Origin of the sequence: Pantoea sp. MHSD4 (genome assembly GCF_021043305.1) — a bacterium.
Taxonomy (GTDB): domain Bacteria; phylum Pseudomonadota; class Gammaproteobacteria; order Enterobacterales; family Enterobacteriaceae; genus Pantoea; species Pantoea eucalypti.
In genome coordinates this window covers 724,138-736,174 of the sequence record NZ_JAJNDH010000002.1, presented here as the reverse complement: position 1 = coordinate 736,174, position 12,037 = coordinate 724,138, and the positions used below count along the sequence as shown (strand labels likewise).

At 58.1% G+C, this 12,037-nt stretch carries 11 protein-coding genes; 2 read left to right on the top strand and 9 right to left on the bottom strand.

Going from position 1 to position 12,037, the window contains the following annotated elements; translation table 11 throughout:
* Positions 1–113: 113 nt before the first annotated feature.
* The 8 genes from LQK91_RS10330 to LQK91_RS10295 form a co-directional block, all read right to left on the bottom strand.
* Positions 114–1,532 (bottom strand): L-fucose/L-arabinose isomerase family protein, encoded by a 1,419-nt coding sequence (locus LQK91_RS10330; protein WP_003851383.1) that lies wholly within the window; start codon positions 1,530–1,532, stop codon positions 114–116.
* 20 nt (positions 1,533–1,552) lie between these two features.
* Positions 1,553–3,040 (bottom strand): FGGY family carbohydrate kinase, encoded by a 1,488-nt coding sequence (locus LQK91_RS10325; protein WP_003851386.1) that lies wholly within the window; start codon positions 3,038–3,040, stop codon positions 1,553–1,555.
* Positions 3,041–3,042: 2 nt separating this feature from the next.
* Positions 3,043–3,987 carry a transketolase family protein gene (locus LQK91_RS10320; protein ID WP_105099303.1) on the bottom strand — a complete coding sequence of 315 codons (945 nt, stop codon included), beginning with the start codon at positions 3,985–3,987 and terminating at the stop codon, positions 3,043–3,045.
* On the bottom strand, positions 3,980–4,810 hold the full coding sequence (locus LQK91_RS10315; RefSeq protein WP_033762432.1) for a transketolase: 831 nt from the start codon (positions 4,808–4,810) through the stop codon (positions 3,980–3,982). The genes LQK91_RS10320 and LQK91_RS10315 overlap by 8 nt, the downstream gene beginning before the upstream one ends.
* A gap of 192 nt (positions 4,811–5,002) precedes the next feature.
* The gene (locus tag LQK91_RS10310) at positions 5,003–6,109 is read right to left on the bottom strand and encodes an ABC transporter permease (RefSeq protein WP_003851388.1); all 1,107 of its coding nucleotides are present in this window, start codon (positions 6,107–6,109) and stop codon (positions 5,003–5,005) included.
* Positions 6,110–6,111: 2 nt separating this feature from the next.
* Positions 6,112–7,626 (bottom strand): sugar ABC transporter ATP-binding protein, encoded by a 1,515-nt coding sequence (locus LQK91_RS10305; protein ID WP_003851390.1) that lies wholly within the window; start codon positions 7,624–7,626, stop codon positions 6,112–6,114.
* Positions 7,626–8,225 (bottom strand): DUF2291 family protein, encoded by a 600-nt coding sequence (locus LQK91_RS10300; RefSeq protein ID WP_003851391.1) that lies wholly within the window; start codon positions 8,223–8,225, stop codon positions 7,626–7,628. Before LQK91_RS10300 ends, LQK91_RS10305 begins: the two co-directional genes overlap by 1 nt.
* Before the next feature lie 2 nt (positions 8,226–8,227).
* Positions 8,228–9,169, bottom strand: coding sequence for a D-ribose ABC transporter substrate-binding protein (locus tag LQK91_RS10295; RefSeq protein WP_003851394.1), 942 nt, complete (start codon positions 9,167–9,169; stop codon positions 8,228–8,230).
* Between the two features lie 182 nt (positions 9,170–9,351).
* Here LQK91_RS10295 and LQK91_RS10290 point away from each other — a divergent pair, with 182 nt between their 5' ends.
* Complete coding sequence (locus LQK91_RS10290) at positions 9,352–10,308, top strand: sugar-binding transcriptional regulator (protein ID WP_003851396.1); 957 nt, start codon at positions 9,352–9,354, stop codon at positions 10,306–10,308.
* Positions 10,309–10,318: 10 nt separating this feature from the next.
* Here LQK91_RS10290 and emtA read toward each other — a convergent pair whose 3' ends face one another.
* Positions 10,319–10,948 carry a membrane-bound lytic murein transglycosylase EmtA gene (gene emtA / locus LQK91_RS10285; RefSeq protein WP_003851398.1) on the bottom strand — a complete coding sequence of 210 codons (630 nt, stop codon included), beginning with the start codon at positions 10,946–10,948 and terminating at the stop codon, positions 10,319–10,321.
* A gap of 164 nt (positions 10,949–11,112) precedes the next feature.
* On the opposite strand from emtA, the gene ldcA reads away from it, so the two are divergent.
* Positions 11,113–12,036 carry a muramoyltetrapeptide carboxypeptidase gene (ldcA, locus tag LQK91_RS10280; protein ID WP_181162219.1) on the top strand — a complete coding sequence of 308 codons (924 nt, stop codon included), beginning with the start codon at positions 11,113–11,115 and terminating at the stop codon, positions 12,034–12,036.
* Position 12,037: the final 1 nt, after the last annotated feature.

Below are 12,037 nucleotides of genomic sequence, written 5' to 3'. Positions count from 1 at the left end.
AGGCCCGCCCTCCTGTATTGGGATGGCGGGCAGGGATACCGATGCGGCCATAAACGTAAGCGCATCGGCTGTCCCACCTTCCCCTATGGCGTTCTGCAATTCAGTCTCACCGTTTACTCATGCCGGTAACAACTGACACCGAGATACTCACTAAACGCTTCCTGCAGCACATCTGCCGTCGCTGAGTGATTCATCGCCACGTGATGCTCAAAGCCATTACGGCAGATCCACGCCAGCAATGTTTCCAGCTGCGGCACCTGAATCACCGCACGACAGCCCACCGTGTCCAGCGGATCGGTGACCGACATTCCCTCACCGACATAGGCTTTGATTTCGCCGCTAAAATCGTCGGTTGAAAGACGGAAGTAGGTCAGATCACCCTGCTTCATCCGGCCATGCACTGCACCGCAGGTGTTCTCTTTGCCCACCGTGGTGCCGATGATATCGGCCGTGCCCATCGTCGGTGACTCCAGGCTGGCACTGGCGAAGTTACCACAGTGAAACAGCACGCATTTGTCCCGTTCATCGCCAAAGTTGTTGTTCCAGTCCGCCAGTGAGGCAGGACTCAGCGAACAGCTGGCGAGCGCGTACATCGACAGCGCGCCCATCACGTCTACTTCGCAGGCGCTGGGCATCAGCTGGCCCGACATCACGCTCATGATTGAGCAGACGTTAATCCCCAGATTCTCCTGCAGTGAGGTCCAGCACTGAATAGCGGTGGTATCAATATCGTTGTCACTGATCCATTCGCTGATCACCACAAACAGTTTGGCCATGGTCACCAGTTTGTCACCCGGAATGCCGCGCGCATCAGCGTTAGCCTCCAGGATTTCACGCTTCTCTGCTACGCGGATATCATCATCGCGCAGCCGGTTGGTACGCGTAAAAATCTCCGATAAATCCAGGGTTTCCACCGCGATGCCCATCTTCTCCAGCAGCTTTTCGCTGTAGCGCACGGTGTTAAATCCGGCGGGCCGCGCACCAATGGCGCCGACGCGCACCCGACGCATAGCATTCACGACACGACAGAGCTGGCTAAACCGCTGCAGATCCTGCCTGAAGACCTCACCGCTCAGGGCGCAGACGTGCTGGCGGGTCAGGGTAAACGGAATACCATATTGCCGCAGGTTATTGCAGAGCGAAATTTTGCCGCAGAAGCTGTCGCGACGGGTCGCCAGCCCCATTTTATCGAGATTATCCTCTTCCGCCTGCACCAGCACTGGCACATTCAGGCCGGCCAGACGCAGTGCTTCTGCAATCGCTTTTTCATCACCAAAGTTAGGCAGCAGCACCACAATGCCGTGAATTTTTTCGCGGTGCTCGCGAAACAGTGCAGCGCAGATTTTTGCCTCCTGCCGCGTCTCTACGCCGCCCAGGTTGGTCTGGGTTTCGTCCAGCATGACGGTATTGATGTTCATTTTTTCAAACAGCGCGACCGCCTGCTGGCGCGCCTCGCCCACCAGATAGCTGGGAAAAAAACCCCGGTTGCCAATAATGACACCGAAGGTTAACTGCTGAGGAAGTGTTGACATGGCTCTGCTCCGGATAAGGATTAATGTGGCTGATAACGACAGCGTGCAACGGCATCGATCCAGCCTTTATAATTTTCCTGCATACGCTGCGCGTTCTCTTCACGCGGCAGGATGACGCTGCCGCCCTGTAAAGCCTGCATATCACTGCCCTGCTGCCACCACCCCAGCACTTTGCCTGCCAGCAGTGCCGCGCCCAGCGCGGAGACCTCAGCGGTCGGGACCCGCTGCAACGGCCGCTGCAACACATCGGCCTGTAACTGCATCAGCCAGCTATTTTCAGTGGCGCTGCCATCGACACAGAGCGCCGGAAGCTGCTGTCCGCTGGCCTGCTCCATCGCGAAAAAGACATCGGCGATTTGCCAGACGATCGACTCCAGTGCCACCCGCGCCAGCTCGTCGGGTGTTGCGGCATCCGTCAGTCCGCACACCATGCCGCGTGCCTGAAGATCCCACCAGGGCGCGCCCAGACCTGAGAGCGCAGGGACAAAATAGATGCCCTGATTGTCGTCGCAGCGTTGCGCCATCGCGGTCAGCTCACGTGGATCCTGTACGCCGAGCAGTTTACCCAGCCAGGCGGCACCGGAACCGGTGTGCGTGATGTTGCCTTCAAACGCATAACGCAGCGTGCCGTCATGCCAGGCCACCGTGGTGCTGAGGCCATTTTCCGTCAGCAGCGGCGTTGCCATGGACATCATCAATGAAGAGCCGGTGCCGTATGTGGCTTTCACCACTTCAGACTCGCCGCGGCGTTGCGCCTGCAGCGCGGCATGGGAATCACCAATACGCGCCAGAATCGGCGTGCCTGCCGCCAGACCGGGAATGTCATTTACCGCCACCACGCCCTGTTCACTGGCTGAAGAGGTGATGCGCGGCAGTGCGGCGCGCGGCAAGTGAAACAGCGTCAGCAGCTCGTCGTCCCAGTCGTTGAGGTGCAGACTGTAGAGCTGCGTGCGGGAGGCGTTGGCGTGATCGGTGATAAAGACTTCGCCCGCGCTGAGCTGCCAGGTGAGCCAGCTGTCGACCGTGCCGATGCAAAGCTCGCCGGCAGCCGCCCGCGCCGCGCCCTCGGGAATGGTGGCCAGCATCCCGGTCAGCTTAGCGGCCGGAAACATCGGATCAACAGCCAGCCCGGTCAGGCCGGTGATGCGAGGCGCTTTACCCGCCTGCCGAAGGTCGCGACAGAATGACTCGGAGCGTCGATCCTGCCAGCTCACCAGCGGTGTCAGCGGCTGACCATCACGCCGCTGCCAGATCATCACCGACTCACGCTGATTACTGATCGCCACCGCCGCGACAGGCGCACCTGCACACGACGCCAGACAATGGGCGATGGCCTGTTTTACCGCCTGCCAGATTGCCACAGGATCCTGCTCAGCCAGACCGGGCTGCGGGTGTTGCAGGGTTAAACTCTGGCTACCGCGTGCCACCACACGGCCGTCGCGATCCACCGCAATCGCCTTGGCATTGGTGGTGCCTTCGTCAATCGCCAGAATCAGAGGTCCCACCATGTTTATGCTCCTGCGCAGATGCGCGCTGCACTGTTGACCACGCTGCGGGCATCAATGCCGTGATGGGCGCGGGTGGAGGCGCGATCGCCTGCAATCGCATATTCCCCATCCGCAATGCCAAGCCGCAACAGCGGGATGCCACAACCGCCTTCCGCCAGCACCTCAGCCACAAGGCTGCCGACGCCGCCATTGACGTTGTGCTCTTCCACGGTAATCACCGCTGGATAGTGATTTAGCAGGTTGCGCAGCTGTTGGGTATCACAGGGTCGAATCGATGGAACCGCGATCACACCGGCTGAAATGCCCTGTTCAGTCAGTTGCTCGGCGGCGTGAACCACCTCGTGAACCGTTGAGCCCATCGCCACCAGCGCGATGTCACTGCCTTCCCGCAGCACATCGATCGCGCCTGGTCTGAACTGATAATTTTCATCGTGCAGCTGCGGCAGATCTTTGCCATCCAGACGGATATAGACCGGCCCGACATGCTCAAGGACGTAGTCGATGATCTGGCGGCACTCCAGCGGGCAGGAAGGCGCATAGATCTCAATATTGCCGAATCCGCGCATCACCGCGATGTCATCAATGCTGTGATGGGTGCTGGCTAACGGGCCATAACTGGCCCCGGCATTCAGCCCGAACAGTTTGACGTTGGTGTTGTTGTAGCAGACGTCGACTTTCACCTGCTCATTGGCACGTGACACCAGAAACGGCGCGGCGTTACAGGTCACCGCGACTTTGCCGCCCAGCGCCAGACCTGCCGCTGTTCCCACCAGCGTCTGCTCGGCGATACCGACATTAATCAGCCGGTCGGGAAATGCCTTAATAAAGGGGGCAATTTTGGCGGTTGAGGTTGAGTCGGCCACCACAGGAACCAGATCCACGCCACGATTCACCGCGTCGATAAAGGCCGTCACCATGACGCTTGCTAAATGTTGTGCATTACTCATCTTTCAGCTCCTCCAGTGCCAGTGCGATCTCTTCGCCTTTCGGCACCCGGTGATGCCATTCCGCCTTGCTCTGGATAAAGGAGACGCCAAAGCCTTTTTCGGTATGCGCCACAATCACCTGCGGTTTGCCGTTCTTCGGCAGGTTTTCAATGGTGTCGACCACGGATGCCATCGCATTGCCGTTGCACTCGGTGACCTCCAGCCCAAAGGCGCGCCATTTTTCCGGCAGCGGATCGGTGTTCATGATGTCGCGGGTCGCACCCGCCAGTTGCAGCTTGTTCTTGTCATTGATGATGATCAGATTATCGAGGCCGTAATGCGCCGCGACCAGTGCCGCTTCCCAGTTACTGCCTTCCGCCAGCTCACCATCGCCGGTGACCACAAAGATGCGGCGCGAACTGTTATCTTTTTTCGCTGCGATAGCGATGCCGACCGCCACAGGCAGGCCATGGCCCAGCGCGCCAGTATTGAGCTCGACGCCCGGCGTTTTCTGCCGGACCGGATGGCCGGGCAGATGCGAGTCCGCGTGCTGATAGGTCGCCAGCCAGTCGGTCGGGAAGTAGCCCGCTTCCGCCAGCACGCAGTAGTAGCCGCCCACCGCGTGCCCTTTCGACTGGATGTAGATGTCACGCTGATTATCATCCGTGCGATCCGGTGCGCAGTTCAGAATGCGAAAGTAGAGCGCAGTGAGGATCTCCACCTGCGACAGGTCAGCGCCGGTATGACCGCCTGCCGGGCTGCCTGCGTTAAGCTGGATGATGCGCCGACGGATAGCGCGCGCCCGGCGCTCAAGGTCTTCGACCGGAAGATTGAAAGGATTCATACACTACCTCTGAATTTTAAATCGGTTATGAATATATATTCACGCCAGTTAAAAAATTTTGTGCCTAAAAAAGTGTGTGGCTGATAAAGGTCTTGTCCTCTGTTCACCACACTGCCCGTCACTCCGGGCTGACTGCTGCCGCTTATGCAGAATCGCTTAGCGGTGCACCCTGCCCGGACGGCGATAAACCAGTCAGGATTTAGCCGGTGCCCCCTCCTCAATTAATGCTTTCTGCGCCACGACCGCCGCCTTCTGCTGCATCCGGCTCTGAGTCTGGTCGATGATGACCGCGATGATGATGACGATGCCTTTGATCACCATCTGCCAGAATTCGCTGACGCCCATCATGATCAGACCATCCGCCAGAAAGCCGATGACGAACGCACCGATCAGCGTCCCGACAATCGTGCCACGTCCGCCCGCCAGTGAGGTGCCGCCCAGTACCACAGCCGCAATGGCGTTCATCTCAAACGCTGTGCCGTTTGCCGGATGGCTGGCGACCAGTTGTGATGAGACCACAATGCCGGCAATCGCTGCGCAGAATCCCGACAGGGTATAAACCAGAATCTTCACCTGACGGGTTTTCACGCCTGAGAGTTCAGCGGCGCGCTCGTTGTCGCCGATGGCATAAACCTGACGGCCAAACGGCAGGCGACGAGCGATATAGGCGATCACCAGCGCCAGCACCACCATCATCCAGATGGCATAAGGCAGCCCGAGAAAGGTGCCGGCCCCGATTCGATCGAAGCCGGTATTACCCAATAGCGGATTACCCTGCAAACCGGGAAAGGTTTCGCCACCGGAGGTCAGCATCGCCGCACCGCGCAGGATGTACATGGTGCCAAGGGTGCAGATAAAAGGTGCGACGTTGTAGCGGGTAATGATCCAGCCGTTGCCTGCGCCAATAAGCGCACCGATCAACAGCACGACCGGCACGATTACCCAGACGCTGGGGAAGATGGCGATGCCAAACATCGGCAGCACAATCCCTTTGGTGATCAGCCAGCCCGCGATCATGCCGCACAGCCCCAGCGTCGCCCCAATCGACAGGTCAATGCCGGCGGTGATAATGACAAAGGTGATACCCAGCGCCAGAAAGGCGTTGATGGCGATGTGTTTCACCATGATCACCAGACTGCCGGTGGCAAGAAAGTCCGGCACGGTGATGGCGAAGAAGCCGACAATCAGAATCAGCGCAATAAAAGTACGCAGCTTCAGAAGCAGCAGCAGAATGCTTTCGCGTGAACTAAACGCTTTCGCCGGAAGTGTGTTCAGCGCGACGCTGTTATTGCTTTTCATGCTCAGAACCCCTGCGCACTTGCTTTCACCAGCGCTGCCTCTTCCGCCTGGTCTCGCGGAAGGTCAGCCGTAAGTTTGCCGCCCGACATCACCAGGATGCGATCGGCTACCGCCATAATCTCTTTCAGGTCTGAGGTGGAGAACAGCACCGCAATACCCTGCTGCGACAGCGCCACCATCATGCGAAACACCTCCGCTTTAGCCCCGACATCAATGCCGCGACTCGGCTCATCCAGCAGCAGCAGACGCGGATTCGTCAGCAGCGCGCGGCCAATCACCACTTTCTGCTGGTTGCCACCACTCAGTGCGCTGATCGCGACGTCCGGCGAGGAGATTTTGATCGCCAGATTACCGACCGTCTGAGTCACTGCCTGCTGCTCCGCCCGGTGCGCAATGGCAAAGCGGTGCGACAATCGCCGCCACAGGCTGGCGATGGTGAGATTACTGGCAACTGACGAGACCGGGAAAATCCCGGCACGTTTGCGATCCTCCGGCACCAGACTCATCCCCATGCGGATGCGATCGGCAGTGGGCAGGCGCGTAGGCAGCGGTTTACTGTCGAGCCACAGCTTGCCCAGATAGTGACGCTGGCTGCCGAGCAGACACTCAAACAGCTCCGTGCGACCCGCCCCCATCAGGCCGTAGATCCCGACAATCTCCCCGGCCCGCACCTGAAAACTGACGTCATCAACCAGGGTATTGCCGTTGGGGCTGACGCAGGTGATGTGCTGCGCCTCAAGAACCGGCGCGCCAAACTCACGCTCGTCCGGCAGGAAGGTGGTCACCGGCTCACTGCCGAGCATCTCGCGAACGATCCACGGCACATCGATGGTGCTGACCGGCGCTTCTGCCTGAAAGCGTCCGTCGCGCAGAATCGTAATCACGTCGCCAATTGCCATCAGCTCTTCCAGCCGATGCGAAATATAAATGAGGGTAACGCCCTGCTGCGTCAGGTCGCGGATGACCCGGAAGAGGATCTCAACTTCGGTTTTACTCAGCGCCGAGGTGGGCTCGTCAAGAATCAGAATGTCCGCGTCTTCCGCCAGCGCTTTAGCGATCTCCACCAGCTGCTGCTGACCCACTTTGAGATTGCCGACCCGCTCACCGGGCGGGATAGGCTGGTCAAGACGCGCCATCAGTGCGGCGGTGCGTCGTGCCTGCTCCGCCTCATTGATCGGCGCCAGGCCACGCTGGATCTCCCGGCCCAGAAACAGGTTCTCAGCTACGGTGAGGTTTTCAAACAGATTCAGCTCCTGATGCACCATGCCGATGCCGTGCCGGGCGGCATCGCGGGTGCTGCTCAGCGTCAGCGGCTCACCATTCAGAAACAGCGACCCGGCGGTAGGCTGCTGCACGCCCGCCAGAATCTTCATCAGCGTCGATTTGCCCGCGCCGTTTTCACCGATAATCACATTCACTTTGCCACGCCAGACCCGGTAATCGACGCGATCCAGCGCCAGCGTGCCGGGAAACAGCATGGAGATCTGTTCGGCCCGCAGAATAATGTCATCTTCCATCAGGGCGTCCCCCGCTTCAGCTCAATCGCCACCACCTCTTCAACGCTGTTCTGCCCGATGCTTACAGCCAGCAGCGCCTGCACTGGCTGGTTGACCCAACTGGCATCCAGTGGCGGCAACTGCTTCACTGCATGACGGTTGAGTGCCCGGGTGAGCTGCGCGTACTGCACCTGATTAGTAAATTCTTCGAAACGGAAACCGGCGGCATCCCGGATAGCGTTGCTGCGCAGTACCGGGCCAACGCTGATCGCCACCGGCTTACCGTTAATCATCAGCGTCAGCGTGCGTTCACGCGGGTTACTCTCATCAAAAGCACTGGCCGTCCCGCTGGCCCGCACAAAGACGCTTTCGCGGCCGCCAGATTTCACCGTCTGACTTTTCGCTTCCATGTCGGCCCAGCTCAGCGCGTGGCTGTTCGCAGTGGCCATGACACGCGGCTGCCAGGTTTCCTCCGCAATCTGCTGCGGCGTCTGGGTGGTATAGCTGGGCTTCGCGTGCGGATCTTTCGGCATGATCGGGTTACCGTCCGCATCCAGATCCACCACGGTGCAGGCGCTGAGCAACGCCATACCGATCAATACCGCCAGTATCCGTTTCATGATTATTTCGCCAGGTTGAAGTTTTTCAGCTTCGCGGCGTTGCTTTCATCAATCAGCACGCAGTCCATCAGCTGCTTCTCCTGCTTCTGCGCTTTGCCGTTCTTCAGGTAGTAATCCGCCTGCGAGACCGCCATCTGCGCCTGATCCCAGCCCGGCTGCAGCACCGTCGCTTTGATATTGCCTTTGTTGAGGATAGAATCGCGGGTGTAGTCACTGCCGTCGAAGCCCACCACGATCACCGATGTTTTTCCCGCGGCTTTCAGCGCCGCTTCTGCGCCCAGTGCCATGGTGTCGTTGCCGGAAATCACGCCCACGATGTTGGGGTGTTTTTGCAGCAGGGTTTCCATGCGGCTGAAGGCTTCGGTCTGACTCCAGTTGGCGCTCTGCTGCGCCACCATTTTCATGTCGGTATAATCATCCAGTACATCGTGATAACCCTGCGACCGCACGCCCGCATTGGTATCCGACTCCTTGCCGAGCAGTTCAATGTAGTCCCCTTTGCCGCCCAGCAATTTGGCAAATTTCTCTGCACCCAGCTGCGCGCCCTGATAGTTATTGGAGACGATCTGCGCCACGGCGATGCCGGTTTTATTAATTTCACGGTCAATCAGGAAAACCGGGATGCCGGCATCTTTGGCTTTCTGCACCGGTCCGACGGTGGCGTCCGCACCGGCGTTGTCCAGAATGATCGCTTTGGCTTTTCGTGCAATTGCGGTCTCAATCAGCTGGTTTTGCTTATTAACATCATCGTCATGGGACGCCACCAGCGTGGCGTAACCCAGCTCTTTGGCTTTGGCCAGAGCGCCTTCCGCCTCGGCTTTAAAGAAAGGGTTGTCATGGGATGGGGTGATAATCGCCAGCAGGCCTTGCTCCGCCGCCAGCGCCGTTGCAGAAAAAGCGATCATTGAAGCCAGCAGGGTCAGTTTAATCAGAGGACGAGTCATTATTATTCTCCGCTTGAATATATATTCACATGCGATTTTATATGCATAATGACTATGCGCCTGCGCGGACACGCCGTCCAATGCGCGATCTTTAAAAAGCGAAAACGATCACAAATTAGCCTGCGTTGTGATTTTGATCATCCTGGTTAACAATACCGGGCAGATTCAGAGAGGGAAAACCGATGGCAAAACAGGATGAACAACGACTGATGGTGAAGATTGCCACGCTTTACTATGTCGAAGGGATGAAGCAGTCCGACATTGCGCAGTCACTGACCTTATCGCAGTCGTTTGTCTCACGCATACTTAATCGCAGCGTGAAAGAAGGTGTGGTCAAGATCAGTGTGGTGCCACCGGCCAACGTCTATCCGGAGCTGGAAAAGGCCATTGAACAGACCTATAACCTGCCGCAGGCGATTGTGGTGGATGTGCCCGAGCAGGCGTCGTCGCTACAGATTAAACAGGCGATTGGATCGGCGGCTGCTCACTATCTGGAGACCCGGCTGCGTAATGATGAACTGATTGGCATTTCGTCATGGAGCGGCACTATCCGGGCGATGGTAGATGCGCTGCATCCGCTTAACAGCGCCTGTAAAGGGGTGATTCAGCTGCTGGGCGGCGTTGGGGCTAACGGCAACGTACAGGCCACCATTCTGACGCAGAATCTGGCGGCGCTGCTGAACTGTCCCGCCTGGCTGTTGCCGTCGCAGTCAATTGAGCATTCGGTCACCGATCGTCAGCGACTATCAGCCAACGCAGAGGTCGCCGAAGTCCTGAGTAAATTTGATCAGGTAGACCTGGCGATTGTCGGTATTGGCGACCTGGAGCCGTCAGCACTGCTGCGCAACTCCGGCAACTACTACGATGGCAACATGCTGCAGACGCTGGCAGCGCGCGGCGCAGTAGGCGATATCTGCCTGCACTACTTTGATGCCTGTGGTCAGCCGGTGCTGAAAGCCGAGGAAGATCCGGTGATTGGGATGGAACTGGCGCAGGTTAAACAGTGCCCGCAGGTCGTGGGGCTGGCAGGCGGACGGGAAAAAGCGCAGGCGATTCGGGGCGCGTTGCTGGGAGGTTACATTAAGGTGCTGATTATCGATTATCCCACGGCGCGACTACTGCTCACGCCGCAGGAGTAATCACACGCCATCAGATTGTGCGGTAGGCTGTGGTCACTTTCCAGAGATAGCGCGGTGCCTGCGCCGCCGGATGCTTTTTCTGTACGTGCTGATAAAACTCATCCGGGGACATGGAATTAATCATCGCAATGGCCCGATCGCGATCGCTGGAAAACGTCCTCAGCAACGCCCCTGCACCGTTGGCATAAGAGACGATGGTGGCATAACGCAGTGTCAGCGGATCACGAATGCCTGACAGTGCTGAATTCTGCAGAATACGGATGTAGGCGGTGCCGATATCAATATTTTTGGCCGGATCGCGCAACTCAGCATTCGATGGCTGACCACGACGGCCCAGTGTGCGATAGACCTCGCGCCCGGCAGTTGACGCTTTAATCTGCATGAGACCCACCGCATTAGAACGGCTCACCACGCCCGGATTTCCTCCCGACTCGACACTGATAATGGCGCTGATCAACTTCTCATCAACGCCATAATGACTGGCGGCATCTTCGGTAAACATTGCCCAGGTCCCATTGACGCTGGACGGGGGTGCCTGAGTTAATGGCGTGTTGCGTTGCTTAACGACCTGATGCGGTGGCTCGCTGGCACAGCCGGTCAGGAGTAACGCCGGGAGTATAAGGTGTCGGATTTTCAGCAATTTTTCGTCTCGTAGCTGTTGTGGCGAATGCTATCATACCCAGGCAGCCTGAGAGCAAAATTACCGTTTATCCTAAATGCACTAAAATGCGGCGCGTACCGTGACTTCAGCGAGGCTTTTCGCCATCATCGCCGTTAGTCAGCCGCCAACAGCAGGAAAGTATGATGATTTCACGTTCAGTTCGTCTTATCTCCCCCTCCGGTTACTGTCACAACCAACCTGCGGCGCAGCAGGCTATTGCGCGCCTGCGTGCGGCGGGCCATCAGATAGAGAACGAACAGGTGATCACCCGCCGTTTTCAGCGCTTTGCGGGAACAGATGCAGAACGCCTGGCGGATATCAATCAGCTTGCCAGCCTGAGCACCCAGCCCGATATCGTGCTGGCAGTGCGAGGCGGTTATGGGGCCAGCCGGTTACTGGAATTCATCGACTACATCGGCCTGCAGCGCCGTCTGATGAATCAGCCAGTAGCGCTGTGTGGCCACAGCGACTTCACCGTGATTCAGCTGGCGTTACTGGCGCAGGTCGGCCTGATTACCTTCAGCGCTCCCATGCTGGCGGGTAATTTCGGCGCCGCGACCTTATCTGAATTTACCCTCCACCACTTCTGGCAGGCACTAACATCGCCTACAGTAGAGGTGAAATGGCAGAGTGAAACGCCAGATCAGGGCGAATGGCAGGGTACGCTGTGGGGCGGAAATCTGGCGATGATCTGCTCACTGATTGGCACGCCGTGGATGCCACAGATTGAGAACGGCATTCTGGTGATCGAAGATGTGAATGAACATCCGTTCCGCATTGAGCGCATGCTCATTCAGTTGCAGCAAAGCGGCATTCTGGCGCGCCAGCGGGCGATCGTCACAGGCAGCTTCACCAGCACGGCTCTGTCAGAGTATGACAATGGGTTTAATTTCGAGACCGTCTGGCAACACGTGCGTGACATCAGTGGTTTGCCAGTGATCAGTGGATTAGATTTTGGTCATGCTGCTGACACCGTCACACTGCCGCTGGGTACCCGCGCACGATTAGCGGTCAGTCAGGGCCACGCCCATTTACAGGCAACCGGCCACCCCGTCCTGCGGGAATAAA

What these genes read in the sequence shown, in the direction of transcription:
- LQK91_RS10290 (WP_003851396.1), top strand. Translation starts at nt 9,352, where the DNA reads ATGGCAAAACAGGATGAACAACGACTGATGGTGAAGATTGCCACGCTT.
- LQK91_RS10320 (WP_105099303.1), bottom strand. Translation starts at nt 3,987, where the DNA reads ATGAGTAATGCACAACATTTAGCAAGCGTCATGGTGACGGCCTTTATC.
- LQK91_RS10310 (WP_003851388.1), bottom strand. Translation starts at nt 6,109, where the DNA reads ATGAAAAGCAATAACAGCGTCGCGCTGAACACACTTCCGGCGAAAGCG.
- LQK91_RS10325 (WP_003851386.1), bottom strand. Translation starts at nt 3,040, where the DNA reads ATGGTGGGACCTCTGATTCTGGCGATTGACGAAGGCACCACCAATGCC.
- LQK91_RS10305 (WP_003851390.1), bottom strand. Translation starts at nt 7,626, where the DNA reads ATGGAAGATGACATTATTCTGCGGGCCGAACAGATCTCCATGCTGTTT.
- LQK91_RS10300 (WP_003851391.1), bottom strand. Translation starts at nt 8,225, where the DNA reads ATGAAACGGATACTGGCGGTATTGATCGGTATGGCGTTGCTCAGCGCC.
- LQK91_RS10315 (WP_033762432.1), bottom strand. Translation starts at nt 4,810, where the DNA reads ATGAATCCTTTCAATCTTCCGGTCGAAGACCTTGAGCGCCGGGCGCGC.
- LQK91_RS10295 (WP_003851394.1), bottom strand. Translation starts at nt 9,169, where the DNA reads ATGACTCGTCCTCTGATTAAACTGACCCTGCTGGCTTCAATGATCGCT.
- ldcA (WP_181162219.1), top strand. Translation starts at nt 11,113, where the DNA reads ATGATTTCACGTTCAGTTCGTCTTATCTCCCCCTCCGGTTACTGTCAC.
- LQK91_RS10330 (WP_003851383.1), bottom strand. Translation starts at nt 1,532, where the DNA reads ATGTCAACACTTCCTCAGCAGTTAACCTTCGGTGTCATTATTGGCAAC.